At 57.2% G+C, this 16,969-nt stretch carries 11 protein-coding genes; 1 reads left to right on the top strand and 10 read right to left on the bottom strand.

Annotation, left to right across the window (positions count from 1 at the left end; all coding sequences use genetic code 11):
• Nucleotides 1–168 precede the first annotated feature (168 nt).
• The 8 genes from ABYV26_RS07425 to ABYV26_RS07390 form a co-directional block, all read right to left on the bottom strand.
• Nucleotides 169–1,872, bottom strand: coding sequence for a TrkA family potassium uptake protein (locus ABYV26_RS07425; RefSeq protein ID WP_372679643.1), 1,704 nt, complete (start codon nucleotides 1,870–1,872; stop codon nucleotides 169–171).
• An 85-nt stretch (nucleotides 1,873–1,957) separates the two neighbouring features.
• The gene (locus ABYV26_RS07420; protein WP_372679641.1) at nucleotides 1,958–2,434 is read right to left on the bottom strand and encodes a DUF192 domain-containing protein; all 477 of its coding nucleotides are present in this window, start codon (nucleotides 2,432–2,434) and stop codon (nucleotides 1,958–1,960) included.
• A 2-nt stretch (nucleotides 2,435–2,436) separates the two neighbouring features.
• The gene (locus ABYV26_RS07415; RefSeq protein ID WP_372679639.1) at nucleotides 2,437–2,616 is read right to left on the bottom strand and encodes a hypothetical protein; all 180 of its coding nucleotides are present in this window, start codon (nucleotides 2,614–2,616) and stop codon (nucleotides 2,437–2,439) included.
• A gap of 36 nt (nucleotides 2,617–2,652) precedes the next feature.
• A complete protein-coding gene (gene larB, locus ABYV26_RS07410; RefSeq protein ID WP_372679637.1) occupies nucleotides 2,653–3,423 on the bottom strand; it encodes a nickel pincer cofactor biosynthesis protein LarB in 771 nt (256 codons plus the stop codon).
• A 177-nt stretch (nucleotides 3,424–3,600) separates the two neighbouring features.
• The gene (gene nifJ / locus ABYV26_RS07405) at nucleotides 3,601–7,248 is read right to left on the bottom strand and encodes a pyruvate:ferredoxin (flavodoxin) oxidoreductase (protein WP_372679635.1); all 3,648 of its coding nucleotides are present in this window, start codon (nucleotides 7,246–7,248) and stop codon (nucleotides 3,601–3,603) included.
• A gap of 191 nt (nucleotides 7,249–7,439) precedes the next feature.
• A complete protein-coding gene (locus ABYV26_RS07400; RefSeq protein WP_372679633.1) occupies nucleotides 7,440–8,651 on the bottom strand; it encodes an MFS transporter in 1,212 nt (403 codons plus the stop codon).
• Between the two features lie 16 nt (nucleotides 8,652–8,667).
• Nucleotides 8,668–10,554 (bottom strand): GNAT family N-acetyltransferase, encoded by a 1,887-nt coding sequence (locus ABYV26_RS07395; protein ID WP_372679631.1) that lies wholly within the window; start codon nucleotides 10,552–10,554, stop codon nucleotides 8,668–8,670.
• Nucleotides 10,555–10,557: 3 nt separating this feature from the next.
• Nucleotides 10,558–12,708, bottom strand: a complete 2,151-nt coding sequence (locus ABYV26_RS07390; RefSeq protein WP_372679629.1) for an acetate--CoA ligase family protein — start codon at nucleotides 12,706–12,708, stop codon at nucleotides 10,558–10,560.
• Between the two features lie 383 nt (nucleotides 12,709–13,091).
• Between ABYV26_RS07390 and ABYV26_RS07385 the strand changes: the two genes are divergently transcribed.
• The gene (locus ABYV26_RS07385) at nucleotides 13,092–13,802 is read left to right on the top strand and encodes a FadR/GntR family transcriptional regulator (RefSeq protein ID WP_372679628.1); all 711 of its coding nucleotides are present in this window, start codon (nucleotides 13,092–13,094) and stop codon (nucleotides 13,800–13,802) included.
• 231 nt (nucleotides 13,803–14,033) lie between these two features.
• Here ABYV26_RS07385 and ABYV26_RS07380 read toward each other — a convergent pair whose 3' ends face one another.
• Nucleotides 14,034–14,528, bottom strand: a complete 495-nt coding sequence (locus tag ABYV26_RS07380) for a lactoylglutathione lyase family protein (RefSeq protein WP_372679626.1) — start codon at nucleotides 14,526–14,528, stop codon at nucleotides 14,034–14,036.
• Nucleotides 14,529–14,913: 385 nt separating this feature from the next.
• Nucleotides 14,914–16,521 (bottom strand): fumarate hydratase, encoded by a 1,608-nt coding sequence (locus tag ABYV26_RS07375; protein WP_372679624.1) that lies wholly within the window; start codon nucleotides 16,519–16,521, stop codon nucleotides 14,914–14,916.
• Nucleotides 16,522–16,969: the final 448 nt, after the last annotated feature.

Genomic DNA, 16,969 nt, shown 5'->3' with positions numbered 1-16,969 from the left:
GGGTCTTCTCGACCATATTGTTTTCGTTGAAGAAACGATTGCCCTGGCTTCCGGCCTGCCGCTGACAACGGCTACCGGCATGTACGGCTTCTTTTTTGTGTTGAGTATCGCCGCGGCGGTTCTGCCGAAACTGGGCGGCATGCAGGGATCGCCAACTTATGGCAGGCCCTAAAATGCTTTGATCTTGGCCACTTCCGGATACCGCTTTAAAAACTGCTTTTCCGCATCATCGGTGCCGATCATGATCAGTTCATCCTTCTCGCTGAGACGAATCGAAGGGTCGGGGTTGCTGATCATCTCGCCGTCGTGGTTGATGGCGATAACCGAGCAGCCGGTCTGTATGCGGATCTGACTGTCGATCAACGATTTGCCCACCAGAGAGGCATGCATGCCGGCACGAAATACGTTCAACCCCTCGGCAAGCATCAATACATCATCCGGTTTGAGAAGATTAAGGATCGTGTTGGCCGCCAGGGAGGCGTATGACATCACCAGGTCGGCCCCGGCCGTGTGCAGTTTTGAGATATTTCTGTCCAGATTGGCCCGGCAGATGATCTGGATGTCGGGTCGCAGCCTGCGGCAGTAAATGGTCAGGTAGATATTGGTGGGATCGTCATGGGTGGTGATGATAATAGATGGCGCCTCATCGATCCCTGCGCGAGTCAGGGTGTTGATGTCCGCGGCACTTCCGTAAATATATTTAGGATTCGCGATGAGCTTCTTGTTTTTTTCAATGATCCGATAATCGATGCCCGCCTGCTCCAGGGCTTCTGAAGCCGCACGGCCGACCCGGCCGCCGCCCAAAATTAGGACCGGCGCACGAAATTTTTGATAACCGCCGATATGCTCGTCGTAATTCTTCAGTTGCTCCGCGGACCCGGCCAACAGAAGGACCGTCGTTGAATTGATGTGGGTTGCCGCCGTGGGTATTTCAAACCTGCCCCTTTCCCAGACACCCACCACCGTAATGCCGGTTGTCTCGCGAAGCCTGCTTTGCTGGAGGGTCATGCCGACCAGCGGCGTCCGCATGGCCGGTGCCTCGGCAATGAGGAGCGCGTCGATGTTTCCAATGATGTTCGAACGCGTGCTCGTCCGCAGCACCCGCCTCGACAATGATTGACCCAGCAGTTTCATGAACTGCAGCACGTAGGTGCTACCGGCCAGTTGTAGAATATCCACCGAGTCGTCTGAATCGGCATTGGCGGCAATAGGAACCTCTTTTGAGATCTCCCGGACGGTGAAAGCGATGTTGGTATTCATCATGTCGTCGATATTGGCCACCACCAGGGCAGCCCGGTTTACCCTGAGGCGCCGGTAGGTTTCCGGGTCGCTCAGTTCCCCCACGACCACTTTATAGTCCTCGTCGAAAAGCTCCAGTGCGTGATGGATATCTTCCGTGAGGATGACGTATTTATACTGATACTGTTTCAGCCTGTGGATCAGATTCATGGTGATCGGATCGGTGCGGGTCAGAATGACGTGACCGTGGGTGTCCTCGGGCAATTCCCGGGGTGCCCTGGCTTTGGTCTGGGCCTCGAGCCAGGGTGCATAAAAGAATTGGATGAAGGTGAAGGGCAGCATGATGAGCAGAAATACCAGGCCGGACAGGAGTACGATGACCGAGAATAGTTTGCCCAGGTCCGAGGTGAAGGTGATGTCTCCGAAACCGAGGGTCGACATGACCGTCAGAGCCCAATAGAAGCCGGTGATCCAGCTGAACTGCTGGTCCTCCAGTATCATCAGGAAGTGAAACAGGATGCTGTAGATGGTAATCATCGTCATCAGGATGAGCATAAACTTGATTAACATCCTGACATTTCGGTCTTTTCTTTTCGAAAAAACATAGATTAACTGGCCCACGAGAAATTTCATGATTGATCTTTCCTTAACTGCCCAAGGCTCGAAAACCGGTCGTAGGGATATTGCAAAGGCTATTTTGCAGCATATCACACCTTCCTTATTTCAGTGAATCACGGGTGATCAGGGGGTGTTTCATCTCCACCTGGTCTCCCTTTTTAATGCCATGCGATCGAAACCACCCCTGATTGACTTCGAGGGCATATAAGGCCGGTTTGCTGGAGTGGTATTTTTTTTCGGTTTGGTTGGGAGACATGATTTCAATGTTGATAATGTTTCCGGCGTCGTCCAGAAAGGCAATCGAGAGCGGAATCCGCGTATCTTTCATCCAGAATGTCCTCAGGTCGGATCGTGGGTACACGAATAGCATCCCCTGATTTTCATCGAGGAAAGCGCGGTTGGATAATCCACACCTGCGCGATTGGGGTGTTGCGGCCAACTCGACGATCAGGCGGTGCCCGTTGATCGACACGGCGGTGGTGGGCAATTCGAGCGGGCATGCGTTGAGCGTTCCATTTAGCATCGATGAAACGAAAATAATCAGGAGAACGGTTTTGCACAGACCCGTGGGTTGCATCGTTATTCTTTCACCATCCGATAGGTCCCATCCAGGCGGATTACCATTTCGTCGTAACGATCCATGAGCGCGTCTTTCTGCCTTTCGACATTCGCTTTATCCAGTCGGCCTGACTTGAATTCTAGCTCGAGCGCCGCCAGTTCGTTGTCCAGCCAGCGGTCCGGGTCGAAATTGTAGGTCATCGGTGTTGACTCAGATACAAACGGTGGACCATCCGATCAGCGATCGTTGGTCAACCGGTTGGCGATACGGTTGATGGTTGATGCTGCGTAGCCGGCGCCGTATCCATTGTCGATGTTGACCACGGTGACGCCGTTGGCGCAGGAGTTGAGCATGGTCAGCAGCGCCGCCACCCCCCCGAAACTGGCTCCGTAGCCGACACTGGTGGGCACGGCGATCACTGGCTTGTCGGTCAATCCGGCTGCCACGCTGGGCAGCGCCCCATCCATGCCGGCCACCACGACCAACACGCTGGCTGCCTGAATTTTCTTCCGGTTGGACAGCAGGCGGTGGATACCCGCCACGCCCACATCGAAGAGCCGCTCCACCCGGTTGCCCATCACTTCGGCGGTGACGGCCGCCTCTTCGGCCACCGGAATATCCGAGGTGCCGGCGCACATGACCAGAATGGTCGTTCGGGTGGGTGTGGCCGGCGTGCGATTCATCACCACGATACGGGCCGCTTCGTGGTATTCCACCCGGTCGCAGATGGTTTTCAGGGCATCATAAACCGGACGTTCAGCGCGGGTGGCCATGATATTGGCATCCTTCTCCAGCAGGCGGCGGGCAATGCCGACGATCTGTGCCACGGTTTTTCCCGGGCTGAAAATGGTTTCCGGGTGGCCGCTGCGCAGGGCCCGGTGGTGGTCCACCATGGCGTAGCCCAGGTCTGCATAAGGAAGGTCCTTGAGCGTTTCCAGCGCCCGGCCCACCGGCATGTCGCCGGCTTTAACCTGCTCGAGCAGTGCTTTTAAATCATCTGAATTCATCAATCATTCCCGTTTTCAATAAGCGGAGGCATCCCCTTCCCGTCTACTGGCCCAGGGCGCTGCATGTCAACGACTTTATCCTCCCTGGCTTGATGACACCGGCTCATCTGACCAAAAAGGGCCGGCCACCCGGCAGGTGACACGGCCCTTTGATTGGTTGAGCTTGCGGGTTATGCCTTATTTCCCGGCTCTGCCGTCGTCGCAGGCGTCGTCGGCACCGGCCCGGCCGGCATGCTCGGCCGTCCCGGCCAGGGTGCAGGCGTCACCGTCTCCTTCAACAGGTGCGGCCAGTTCTCCCGACGGCTCGGCCGGCACATACTCGGTCTCGGCCTTGCGCTTGAGGCTGGTGTAGCGATCGGCGAACTGCGCCTCCAGCTGGGTGTGCAGCCGTTTGGCCTCATCCGGGAACAGCTTCTGCAGGGCCGCGTAGCGCACCTCGCCGGCGAGGTATTCCTGCAGGCTGCCGTCCGGTTCCTTGGAGTCCAGGACAAAGGGATTTTTCCCTTCGGCCGCCAGCATGGGGTTGAATCGATACAATGGCCAGTAGCCGGACTTGACGGCCAGGCTGGTTTCTTCCTGGGTCTTGCCCATGCCCTTTTTGATGCCGTGGTTGATACACGGCGAATAGGCCATGATCAGCGACGGTCCGTCGTAGCGCTCCGCCTCCGAAAACGCCTTGATCAACTGCTGCTTGTTGGCGCCCATGCCGACGCTGGCCACATAAACGTAGCCGTAGGTCATGGCCATGCCGCCCAGGTCCTTCTTGGCGGTCTTTTTGCCGGATGCGGCAAACTTGGCGATGGAGCCGGTGGGCGTGGCCTTGGAGCTCTGGCCGCCGGTGTTCGAGTACACCTCGGTATCGTAGACGATGACGTTGATGTCTTCTCCGGTGGCCAGGACATGGTCGATGCCGCCGAAGGAGATGTCGTAGGCCGACCCGTCACCCACGAATATCCAGTAGGAACGCTTGGTGAAATATGAACCCAGGCTGTCGATGCGATCCAGCAGGGGATTGCCCGAATAGGCGAAGAGCATCTCCCGGATCTGGTCGCCATAGCGTTTGGACTCGTCGGCGTCCTTCCTATTTTCCAGCCAGCCCTTCATGGCCGCTTTCAGGTTGTCATCGAGGTCCGTCTCCAGCGCTTCGGTGACCAGGTCGGCCAGTACCTGACGCTGCTGCAACTGGCCCAGAAACATGCCATAGGTGAATTCGGCCGGGTCTTCGAACAGAGAGTTGCCCCAGGTGGGGCCGCAGCCGTCTTCGTTGACGCAATAGGGGATCGACGGTGCGCTGCCACCCCAGATGGAGGAGCATCCCGTGGCGTTGCCGATGACCATGCGTTCGCCGAACATCTGAGTGAGCAGTTTGGCGTAGGGTGTCTCGCCGCATCCGGCACAGGCGCCGGAGAACTCGAGCAGGGGCTGGTAGAACTGGCTGCCCTTGACCGTGTTGCGGCCCACCAGCCCCTCGCGCACCGGCAGGCTGGAGGCGTAGCGCTGGTTGGGAACCTGTTGCTGGGTCTGGGTGTCCAGGGGTTTCATGACCAGGGCCGGCTTCTTGGCCGGGCAGATGTCCGCGCAGTTGCCGCAGCCCATGCAGTCTTCGGTAAAAACCTGGATGCGGAACTGGTACTCCTTGAGTTCCTTGCCCAGGGCCTTTTTGGCCTCAAAGCCCTCGGGGGCGGCCTTCAGTTCATCCTCGGTGACCAGCACCGGACGGATGGCCGCGTGGGGGCAGACCATGGCACACTGGTTGCACTGGATGCAGTTGTCGATGACCCATTCGGGCACATTGATGGCCACCCCGCGTTTTTCATACTGGGTGGTGCCCACCGGGAAAATGCCGTCCGGCGAGAAGGCGCTCACCGGCAGTTTGTCGCCCTGCTGGGCCAGCATGGGCTTCATCACCTCGGTAACCCACTCGGGTTCATCGCTGGCCACGGCAGCCGTCAGGCCGGCGTCGGCCCAGGTCGCCGGAACCTTGACTTCCACCAGATGATCCAGGGTCTTGTCCACGGCCTGGTTGTTCATGTTGACGATCTTGTCGCCCTTCATACCGAACATTTTTTTAATCTGGTCCTTGAGGTAGGCGATGGCGTCGTCCACGGGGATTACGTTGGCCGCCTTGAAGAAGGCGGTCTGCATGATCATGTTGATGCGTCCGCCCAATCCTACGTCACTGGCGATCTTCACCGCGTCGATGGTGTAGAACTTGAGCTTTTTGCGGGCGATAGTCCGGCGCATGGCCACCGGCAGCCGTGCTTCCATCTCCTCGACGCTCCAGGGGCTGTTGAGCATGAAGGTGCCGCCGACCTTGATGCCTTCGAGCACGTCGTAAATGTTGACGTAGGCCGGGTTGTGGCAGGCGATGTAGTCGGCGCTGTCGATCAGGTAGGTGGACTTGATCGGCGTCTTGCCGAACCGCAGGTGGGAGATGGTCACGCCGCCCGATTTTTTCGAGTCGTAGGCGAAGTACGCTTGGGCGTACATGTCGGTATTGTCGCCGATGATCTTGATGGCGCTCTTGTTGGCGCCGACGGTGCCGTCGGCCCCCAGGCCCCAGAACTTGCACTGAACCGTGCCTTCCGGCGCCACGTCCAGACCGGTTTCTACCTCCAGGCTGGTGTGGGTGACGTCGTCGGTGATGCCCACGGTGAAGTGGTTCTTGGGCGCCATGCCGTTCATGTTGTCGAACACGGCCTTGACCATGGACGGGGTGAACTCCTTGGATCCCAGCCCGTACCGGCCGTTGACGATGGTGGGCATTTCACCCTGCTCCATAAAGGCCGTACACACATCCTGGTACAGGGGATCGCCCAGGGCGCCGGGCTCCTTGGTGCGGTCGAGAACGGTGATCCGGGCGGCGGTGGCCGGAATGACCGACAACAGGTGCTTGGCGGAGAAGGGGCGGAACAGGCGCACCTTGACCAGGCCGACGGACTCGCCGCGGGCGTTGAGGTGGTCAACCACCTCTTCGATGGTCTCGCAGGAAGAGCCCATGGAGACGATGACGCGATCGGCATTGGGATCACCCACGTAATCGAACAGGTTGTACTTGCGGCCGGTGAGCGCGGAGACTTTTTTCATGTAGTCGGCAACGCTGTCCGGAACTTCCTGGTAGTAGACGTTGGCCGCTTCGCGCCCCTGGAAGTAAATGTCCGGGTTCTGGGCGGTGCCGCGCAGTTCGGGGGATTCCGGGTTGACTGCGCGGGCGCGGAAGTTGTCCAATGCTTCCATGTTGATCAGCTTTTTCATGTCCGCGTAGTCGATGGTCTCGATCTTCTGAATCTCGTGGGAGGTCCGGAAACCGTCGAAAAAGTGCAGGAAGGGCACGCTGGAATCGATGGCGGCCAGGTGGGCAACCAGGCCCAGGTCCATGACTTCCTGGACCGAGGCGGAGGCGAGCAGGGCAAAGCCGGTCTGACGGACGGCCATGACGTCTTGGTGGTCGCCGAAGATGGACAGCGCATGGGCGGCAATGGCCCGGGCGGTGACATGCAGAACGCCGGGCAGCAGTTCACCTGACATCGTGTACATGTTCGGGATCATCAGCAACAGGCCTTGGCTGGCGGTGTAGGTAGAGGTCAACGCGCCGGCGGCCAGGGATCCGTGGACGGCCGCCGCCGCCCCGGCCTCGCTCTGCAGCTGGCGTACCAGCAGGGTTTGGCCGAAGACGTTCTTGCGGCCATTGGCTGCCCACTCATCGCAAATTTCGCCGATGGGGGAGGATGGGGTGATGGGATAAATGGCGGCCACCTCGCTCATGGCGTAGGCCACGTGGGCGGCAGCGGTGTTCCCGTCGATGGTTTTCATTTCTTTTGCCATAACTGCTCCTTGTAACGGGTTAAGAATAGGTAAACGACTCTGCAGCAACCGGTCTCAGGGGGAACTGCCGCAGAAAACCAGTGTCTCATAGCTGAGAAGGGGCGTGCGAATATGAGTTTCGCATCGGTAACGACGTCTTTTCAATTGCCAAAAAAATTATTTAAATCATATTGAATCCGACTTGACAAGAATTAATTGGCATCGACAGGTTCATTAACAACATTATGATTTAATATGATATTTGATTCGTCGCAGCTTGTTAGGGACACCCCCACCCCCACGGCGATGGCAGCGCAGGCCATCATGCCGCCGATCCCCCACAGGACAGGGGAAAAGCTTCCCATACGATCAAAGACCACGCCGCCCGCGATGGGGGACACCGCGGCTGGGATGTTGGCCGAAAACAGCCAGCCGTAAATCTGGCTGAGCCGCTCGCTGCCCCACCGTTCAGCCGCCGCCGAGGCATAAAGGACGAGGATCCCACCGTAACCGAAGCCGGCCAGGGAGGCAAAGATCAACAGGCCGGCATCGGAACGCAGGATGAGGCCATGCGACAGCAGCAACGCGGCCTGAAGCAACAAGTTGGCTTGAAGGATAACGGTGGAACGGCCGCGGTCGAAAATCCAGCCCCAGATGATACGGCCGGCTGCGTTGGCCAGGGCAAAGGCTGCCACGGCCCGCACCCCTGCCTGAACCCCGGCGCCGGCATAGAGTTCTTTCATATTGGCGCTGACGGCAAATCCTGCTGCAAGGCCGGCAAACATGGCCAGGTAAAGAAAAACGAATGACCGGTCCCTGATTACGTTGGTCACGGGCAGCCGCTGCCGAACGCCCCCCCCGCTGCCCGGCGGGTTTTCCATCACCGTCCCGGCCAGGACAACCAGCAGCATAAATAATACCCCCAGGAGGCCGAACATATCGAAGGGGCCCATACCCATGGTTGGCATGAGGGTTTCGGCCGCGTGGCTGACCAGGGCGGCGCCGCCGCCGAAACCGGCCACGGCCACACCGGTTACCAGTCCCTTTTGTCGGGGAAACCAGCGTACACAGGTGGCAATGGGAACGATGTAGGCAAACCCCACGCCGATCCCGGCCATCAGACCGATCCCCAGGATCGTGAGTGCAAAATGAAATCGACCCGTTGCCGCCAGCATCCAGCCGCCGCCGAAGAGCAGGCCGCCGACCACTGCGCACCGACGCGGGCCGAGCTTGGGCAGTAGGGTGCCGGTCACGATCATCGTGGCGGGGAATGCGAAATAGAACATCGAAAAGGGAAGCTGGGCCGTGGCCTGAAGGATCGCGGTGATCTGCTTGAGCGGCAGCACGAAGACCGACCATGCGTAAGTGGCCCCTAAGCACATCTGCATCACGACGGCGGCCGCCAGGATCCGATAGCGTTTCACAGCCAGCGCCTTTCCACTATTGAGCGGTTTCGGCCAATTCGTCAAAGCGGCACTTGAGAATCAGCGAATCGCCGTCAAAGGAGGTTTTGACCTTATAAGGGAGCGTCTTGAAGAGGGCGACCATGGCTTTGTTCTGGGGGGAGGTGTAGGCCACCAGCCCGGAAATGCCATTTTCACGGGCAGCTCGGGCCAGTTTGCGGATAAACAGCTTTCCCAGTCCCTTGCCCTGGTACTCCTTGGAGATGGAAAATGCCACCTCGGCAAGGTTGCTTTGCAAAAGCAGCAGATATTCACCGACCCCTACCACCTTGCCGAAGCCGAACTCGCCCACCACGGCCACCAGGGTGAGATCCTTGATGTAGTCGATCTGTGAGCGCGTTTCCACATCGCTGCGGTCAAAACTGAGTTTCTCATGGAAAAACCGCAGCTGCACGTCTTTTTTGTCCAAGCTGTAATAGTGCTCCTGGATCCGGCGTTCATCCACCGGTTTTGAGGGTCGGATGGTGATCTCCTCACCGTCCCGCTCGATGGTCTCTTCCAGGTGAATGGGATAGATACCCTTGGTGGCTTCGCCAAGCCGGCGTTCGCTGCCGATAAGCTTGGCCTCCTTGGCGGCGCTGAACAACTGGTCCCGATGGTCGGGGTGGGCGATACCGATCAAAGCCAGCACACGCTCCTGAAGGCTTTTGCCGAACAGGTTCACCGCGCCGTATTCGGTGACCACGTAATGGACGTCTCCGCGGGGAACCACCACCGCCGTGCTGTTCAAGGCCGGAACGATATTGCTGCGCTCGCCATTCTGGGAGGTGGCGTAGAGCATGAGGATGGATTTGCCCCCCTTGGACCGCTTGGCGCCGCGAACAAAATCGGGGATGCCGGATACACCGGCGAAAAAGGTATGTTCAGAGGCCTCGGCGGCCACCTGGCCGGTGAGGTCGATGGTGTGGGCCACGTTCATGGAAATCATGCGGTTGTGCTGGGCGATGATAAAGGGGTCGTTGACATAGTCCGACGGCCGGAAATCAACCCCCGGGTTGTCGTGGAGAAACTCATACAGGTTCTGGCTGCCGATGGCGCAGGAAGCGACCAGCTTGCCTTCATTGAGTCCTTTCTTGCGGTTGGTGATCACTCCCGAGGCATACAGGTGCATCACGTCATCGGTGATGTACTGGGAGTGGAACCCCAGATCGTTCTTGTCGGCCAGGGCCTTGACCGTTGCCTGGGAGGCGGCGTCCAGGCCGATCTGAAGTGTTGAGCCGTCATCCACGAAGCGGGCGATGTGTTTGCCGATCCATTCGGCCGCCCCGGATCGCTTGCGCAGGTTGATGGACAAAATCGGTTCTTCGTGCTCCACGAGCACATGGACGTTGTTGACGTGGATGAAGCTCTGCCCCATGGTGCGGGGCATTTTCGGGTTCACCTGGGCGATCACCAGGTCGGCGCTCTGGGCGGCTGCCAGGGTTACGTCCACGGACACGCCTAAGCTCATCCAACCGAAATCGTCGGGCGGCGACACCTGGATCAGGGCCACGTGAATGGGCAGTTTGCGTGAGAGGAACAGGCCGGGCACCTCGGACATGTTGATGGGCGTAATGAAGCGCATGTAACGGGCAATGGCCTCCGTATCCGCCGATCCTAAATATATGGTTCGAATATTGAGGCTGTGGTCACGGGTTTTGTCGGCGATCTCGGACAAAGAGGTGGTCTCCCGGCTCATGAGCCGGACGATCTCCAGTCCGCTGATTTTGACGGCCGCAGCCGACAAGGCGCGGACCAGCGCCTGGGGTTCTCCACTGGCTCTGCCGATATAGACCCGTTTGCCGGGGCGGATCATGGCGATGGCCGCCTCTGCGGTACGCTGTTTTTCCACATAACTGTCAGCCCAGTAAATCGACCGTTTCATCGTCTACCTCCTATTTTCAAGTATAAAGCGGCAGTCCGCCACGGTGACGCCTTCGCCTTCGGGGTGAACCAGCAGCGGATTGATGTCCAGTTCCTTTATCTCCGGGTGGTCCTGCACCAGATCGGAAAGCCCCACCAGCATCCGTTCGATGGTGTCGATATCGGTTTTGGGTGCTCCGCGGAATCCGGAAAGCAGCTTGTGTCCCTTGATACTGCGCACCATGTTCCGGGCGCCATTGCGGGTCAACGGCGCCAGCCGGAAAGCCACATCCTGAAACACCTCTACGAAGATGCCGCCGAAACCGAACATGATCAGCGGGCCGAAAATGGGGTAGCGGGTCATGCCTAGAATCACCTCCTGACCTTTGGGCGCCAGTCGCTGAATCAGCACCCCCGTGATGTCGGCATCCGGGTTGAATGCTCTGGCATTGTTTACAATGGTAGCAAAGGCATCGACGACCGCCTCACGCCTGTCCGGCCCGACAATGACCCCGCCGGCGTCTGATTTGTGGATGATATGGGGCGATACGATCTTCATCACCACCGGGTATCCCATCCGGTCGGCGGCATCTCCCGCTTCGTCCGCGCTGGAGACCAGCACCGTGGGCAGCACCTTAAAGCCGTAACAGGCCAGCAGTTCGGTACCGCCGATCTCACCCAGGTAGGTCTTGCCCTGGTTAATGGCCTCGGCAATGATTTCACATGCGCGCGCTCGGTCGTGCCTGACGGGAAAGGGTGCCAGTTGCTGACGGTTGAGCCAGCGGGAATAGCGATACAGGGCGCCGAAGGTCTTGGCTGCGCTCTCGGGGAAGCGATAGACGGGGACACCACTTTCCTGAAGGTGTTTCACCCCGGCGGACACGTCGATGATGCCCATGAAGCAGCACAAAATCGGTTTGTGGGACCGCCGGGCAATGCGTACGATGGCCTCGGCCGTGCCGATAGCATTGGTCATGCTCTGGGGGGTGAGGATCACCAGGGCGCCGTCCACGCCTTCGTCCTTGATGACCGCGGAAAGTGCGTTTTCGTAGCGGTCCTGGGTCGCGTCGCCGATGACGTCTACCGGATTGTTCACGTTGGCGGTCAAGGGCAGGTGGCTTTTGAGCACCTCGATGGTGTCCGGGCTGAATGTGGCCAGCTCCAGACCCGAAGAAACGGTCATGTCCGTGGCTACGATGCCTGGCCCACCGGCATTGGTGACGATGGCCACCCGGTTTCCCAGGGGTACCTTGCGCCGCATCTTGCCCAGGGCGCTTTCGTTTCTATAGGCAAAGGCGATCCCGAAATCGAACAATTCGTTGATCGAATCCACACGGATGATGCCGCTCTGAGTAAAGATGGCATCGTAGACCGCTTCGCTGCCTGCCAGCGATCCCGTGTGGGAGGCGGCCGCCTGTGCCCCGGCATTGGTTCGGCCGGATTTGATGGCCAGCACTGGCGTGGGCCTGTCGCCGCCGGTGATCTCTTTGACCGCCTCGATAAACTCCGGTCCCCGCTGCAGCTCTTCGATGTAAAGCATGATGACCTCGGTTTCCGGGTCGGCGTGAAAATAGCGCAGCAGGTCCAGTTCATCCACATCGGCTTTGTTGCCGATAGATACGAATTTTGAAAATCCGAAATCCTTGTCCGCCGCAAAATCCAGCACCGCCGTGCACAGCGCCCCGCTTTGAGAGATGAAGGAGATATTACCGGCTGCAGGCATCCGGGCCGAAAAGCTGGCGTTGAGGCGCACATCGGCGTTGGGATTGATCACCCCCAGGCAGTTGGGTCCGACCACCCGTACCCCGGCTTGGCGGCACATGGCCACAATCCGCCGTTCGATCTCGAGACCTTCGCCGCCGACTTCCTTGAACCCAGCAGAGACAATGACAATGGCCTTGACCCCCTTGGCGATGGCCTGCCTGATGGCCGTTTCCGCATGGACCGGGGGAAGAATGATGATCGCCAGATCGATGGGGTCTGGAATATCCTGAATACCCGGATAGGCACGAACGCTGGCGATGGATTTGGATCTGGGGTTTACCGGATAAAGGGTGCCGGTAAAGCCCCCTCTCAGAATATTAACGAAAATATCGTGGCCGACTTTTCCCGGACTGCTGGAGGCACCGACCACCGCCACGGATGACGGGTTGAATAGCGCATCAAGACCTTCCATTTATCAACACCTGCTTGCAAATGGATTAGAAATTAAAAAAGGGATCGCGCCGGTTACAGGCCAGACGCACATCCCAACTCTAACGGCAATAACCTATAAATTGGTTATACCATTAATATCGACGGGAGATGTCCGCTGTCAAGCACAAAGCATCGACCGCCTTGAATTACCTTGTAACGTTTGCTATTGTGTGTTTATAGGTATATCGTCGTTTCGCTGAAGGACGGTCTGCACCCTACGATAATTAACTTGGTTAGACCATTGCCTTCTCCAACGACGCGTCGCAGACCACCATAAATGGCCATTGATTGGCTAAGCCCTGGCGGCTGACGCTCATTTGCATCGATTCCCTCATTGAATCCAACTGGAGCTTACCTTCGATCATGCCACACAAACTCAAACCCATTAAACCCAAGCGCATATCCGACCAGGTGTTTGACCAGTTGCGGGAACTGATTTTCCGCGGTGAGTTTAAAGCCGGAGAGAAAATCCTCACCGAGCGGGAGCTGGCCGAAGCCTTTGGTGTCAGTCGCACTTCGGTAAGAGATGCCATCAACAAGCTGGTCGTCATGGGTCTGCTGGACCAGAAGCAAGGGCAGGGAACCTTTGTCCGGTCACCGGAATCCAAAGAAAAAAGCCTACTGGCCACGATGGTGGAGAGTCAGGACGCCTCCATCACCGACCTTTTGGAGGTCCGCATGGGGTTGGAGTGCAATGCCGCAGCCATGGCGGCCACCCGGGCAGTGGAAAAGGATTTTCAGTTCATGGAGAAAAGCATCGAGGAGATGCAAAAGGAAGTCAAATCCGGCAGACTGGGCTCGGAAGCCGACGCCTCTTTTCACATGGCCATCGCTTATGCAACGAACAATCCCCTTCAGGTTTTCATCATGAAGAACTTCTACGATTTCCTGTTTACCGGCATCAAAGTCAACCTGGAGGGTCTTTATAAAATACCGGGTAACATCGACATCATTTTGGAGCAGCACACGTCAATCTACCAGGCCATCCGAAAGGGCGAACCGGATGCCGCTTACCGGGCCATGAAGCAGCATATCGATTTTGTGTACGGTTTTTTCGCAGGTCAGGGGAAATAAGGTTCAGGGTTCGGGGTGCAAGACGGTACAATGGGTTGGGGAGTATTTTAGCTGCCATCATCGCCGGAAAAAAAAGGGGCCGCTTTTCAGTAAGACGTTGAGCCAGAGTGCGGCCCCCATTGAATTATAGGCTATGATTTGACCTGGCCGATCATCTTTTGGTTAAACCGTTCATCCGACTCAATAAGGCCCGCACGAAAATGCGAGCCGCCTCTATGTGGTTCAATGCAATCACTGATATGCTCCCGCGGAGTAGGTCAGTTCGTAGCTGTGAGAGTAGATTTCGATGAGGTTTCCGAAGGGGTCTTCACAATACACCATGCGGTAGGGCTTTTCGCCGGGGTAGTATTCACGCACAGGCATTCGCTGCTTGCCGCCGTTTTCCACAATCTTGGCGGCCAAACCTTCGACATCCGGGTCTTGTACGCAAAAGTGAAAGACGCCAGTTTTCCAGTATTCAAAGTTGTTTTCCCGCTGCTCGGCGTTTCGAAATTCGAAGATTTCAACGCCAATCTTATCACCTGTGGACAGGTGGGCGATACGAAAACTGCCCCAACCTTCGCCAAAGACATCGTTACACATTACGCCGATGGCAGAATCGTCGGCAACTATCTCCGTGGGTGGCATAATCACGTACCATCCAAGGACGTTGGTGTAAAAATCAACGGCCTGCTCAAGGTTTGTCACAGACAATCCTATATGTGAAAAGGTTCTTGGGTATCTCATGGTATTGCTCCTATAGGACTGGGTTAAGGTAAGATGCTGCCCTTAGTTACCTTGATAGGGTAAGGCTTATGAGTGATACTACAAGGGTCCTTTTCAGTGAAACATGTACGAATTTCTTCGTATTATCGGTTGGCGAGAATGCCGAATTTGGGATAAAGCGGGCTTTTACAGTCCACGTGGATGTTTAGATGTCTTGATATGAAAGCGAGACCCGCTCAGATTTTAGAAAAGATTTCGTTTCCAACGTCAAAGCCTCTAAGATGTTGTAACTATTGCAATGATTGCATTCTTAGAGGCTCAAGGCCACACTTTGGCTCAACGTCTTAGCTTTTCAGCGCACCCCTTTTTTCGTTTAGCTTTATTCACCGATCACCAATGATGGCCATCAGAGCAGATTTTCAAAGAAATCATTTCCCTTGTCGTCCACCAGAATGAACGCTGGAAAATTCTTCACGGTGATCATAAAAATCGCCTCCATGCCCAGTTCGGGGTACTCAAGCACCTCGACCGAAGTGATGCACTCCTTACCCAGACGTGCGGCCGGCCCGCCGATGGAGCCGAGGTAGAACCCGCCGTATTTTTTGCAGGACGCCGTCACTCCCTTGGATCGGTTGCCCTTGGCCAGCATGACCATGGACGCGCCCTGGGCTTGGAAGATCGGCACGTAGGAATCCATGCGGCCGGCGGTGGTGGGGCCGAAGGAGCCGGATGCGTGGCCTTCAGGCGTTTTAGCGGGACCGGCGTAATAAATGATGTGATCTTTCAGATAGGGCGGCAGGCCCTGGCCGTTGTCCAGGCGTTCTTTGAGCTTGGCGTGGGCGATATCCCGGCCAACGATGATCTTGCCGGACAGGTTGAGGCGGGTGGCCACCGGATATCGGGTTAGAATGGCCCGGATGTCGTCCATGGGCTGGTTCAGGTCGATGGCCACGGCGACCTCGTCGGCGCCCCGGGGCTCGGGCAGATAGCGCGCAGGGTTCGTTTCCAACTGCTCCAGAAAGATGCCTTCGGCGGTTATTTTGGCCTTGATGTTGCGGTCAGCGCTGCAGCTGACGCCGATGCCGATGGGGCAGGAGGCCCCATGGCGCGGCAGGCGGACCACTCGAATGTCGTGGCAGAAGTACTTGCCGCCGAACTGGGCGCCGATGCCCAGAGATTGGGCGCGAACCAGCAGCTCTCTTTCCAGTTCTCGGTCCCGGAAGCCGTGGCCGGTCTGGCTGCCGGCAGTCGGCAGACCGTCCAGGTAGCCCGCCGAGGCCAGCTTCACCGTTTTCAAGTTGAACTCCGCAGAGGTACCCCCCACCACGAAAGCCAGATGGTAGGGCGGACAGGCGGCGGTGCCCAGGGTCTTCATTTTGGCTGTCAGGAAATCAACCAGGGTGCCCGGGTTGAGCACCGCCTTGGTTTCCTGAAACAGATAGGTTTTATTGGCCGAGCCGCCGCCTTTGGCGATGAACAGGAATTTATAGGCATCGCCGCCGGTCGCGTATATCTCAATCTGGGCGGGCAGGTTGCACCCGGTGTTCTTCTCTTCATACATGGTCAGCGGTGCGTTCTGGGAATAGCGTAGATTGGCCTGGGTGTATGCGTTGAACACGCCTCTGGAAAGCGCTTTTTCATCGCTGAAGCCCGTCCACACCTGCTGACCCTTTTTTCCCATGACGATGGCCGTGCCGGTGTCCTGGCACATGGGAAATTCCATTTCGGAGGAGATGACGGCGTTCTTGAGCATTTCCAGAGCTACATAGCGGTCATTGTCCGAACTTTCCGGGTCTTTTAAGATTTTCTCCAACTGGGCCAGGTGGGCCGGCCGCAGCAGGTGGGAGACATCCTTGAATGCTGATTCGGCCAGCAGCTCCAGACCCTCGGGTGCGACCTTCAGCACGGTCTGTCCCTCGAACCGGGCGGTGGAGATGTGATCGGCTGTGAGCAGCCGGTAGCGGGTGTCATCCTCGCCCAGGGGCAGCAGTTCTTCATACTTGAATTCAACCATGATTCATCTCCTTATCCGGTTAAGGGAAATGGGACAACGGTTTAACAGGGTGTTGAAAATGGACAACGGCATCCTTGACGCGTTCAACAAAGATTGAAGGAGTTTAACTTAATTGTAGGGCCAGAGCGTTGTCAAGGCGTTTCCTGGGAACCGGGGTGCCACCCCAATCGGTATTTTATATGGCCGAAACGATGACCGAGGCCCTTGTCGAGCCCGTCCAGAATTGAAGCGCTTAACCTAATTGTATTATTGTGAATAAGGATGGAGTTAATTTCCGAAAAATTAATTCTCTCTTGCATAGTTCCTGCGTATCGTGTAAATTTCTTTTACTTCAGGAACAGATACTCATCCACGATTAATTGCAGGTCAACCACCTGAATCTAATATATGAACGCGATGTCTTTGACAATATTGATTGGTTAATGCGGAAAATATAATTTTTCCCGGC

The sequence above is a fragment of the Desulfosarcina sp. genome, assembly GCF_041551955.1.
Lineage (GTDB): Bacteria > Desulfobacterota > Desulfobacteria > Desulfobacterales > Desulfosarcinaceae > Desulfosarcina.
This window is presented reverse-complemented; position numbering and strand designations above follow the sequence as displayed.

Bases quoted from the DNA above. Each gene is read 5' to 3' on its own strand.
- ABYV26_RS07425 (WP_372679643.1), bottom strand. From the start codon at position 1,872: ATGAAATTTCTCGTGGGCCAGTTAATCTATGTTTTTTCGAAAAGAAAA.
- ABYV26_RS07420 (WP_372679641.1), bottom strand. From the start codon at position 2,434: ATGCAACCCACGGGTCTGTGCAAAACCGTTCTCCTGATTATTTTCGTT.
- ABYV26_RS07415 (WP_372679639.1), bottom strand. From the start codon at position 2,616: ATGACCTACAATTTCGACCCGGACCGCTGGCTGGACAACGAACTGGCG.
- larB (WP_372679637.1), bottom strand. From the start codon at position 3,423: ATGAATTCAGATGATTTAAAAGCACTGCTCGAGCAGGTTAAAGCCGGC.
- nifJ (WP_372679635.1), bottom strand. From the start codon at position 7,248: ATGGCAAAAGAAATGAAAACCATCGACGGGAACACCGCTGCCGCCCAC.
- ABYV26_RS07395 (WP_372679631.1), bottom strand. From the start codon at position 10,554: ATGAAACGGTCGATTTACTGGGCTGACAGTTATGTGGAAAAACAGCGT.
- ABYV26_RS07390 (WP_372679629.1), bottom strand. From the start codon at position 12,708: ATGGAAGGTCTTGATGCGCTATTCAACCCGTCATCCGTGGCGGTGGTC.
- ABYV26_RS07385 (WP_372679628.1), top strand. From the start codon at position 13,092: ATGCCACACAAACTCAAACCCATTAAACCCAAGCGCATATCCGACCAG.
- ABYV26_RS07380 (WP_372679626.1), bottom strand. From the start codon at position 14,528: ATGAGATACCCAAGAACCTTTTCACATATAGGATTGTCTGTGACAAAC.
- ABYV26_RS07375 (WP_372679624.1), bottom strand. From the start codon at position 16,521: ATGGTTGAATTCAAGTATGAAGAACTGCTGCCCCTGGGCGAGGATGAC.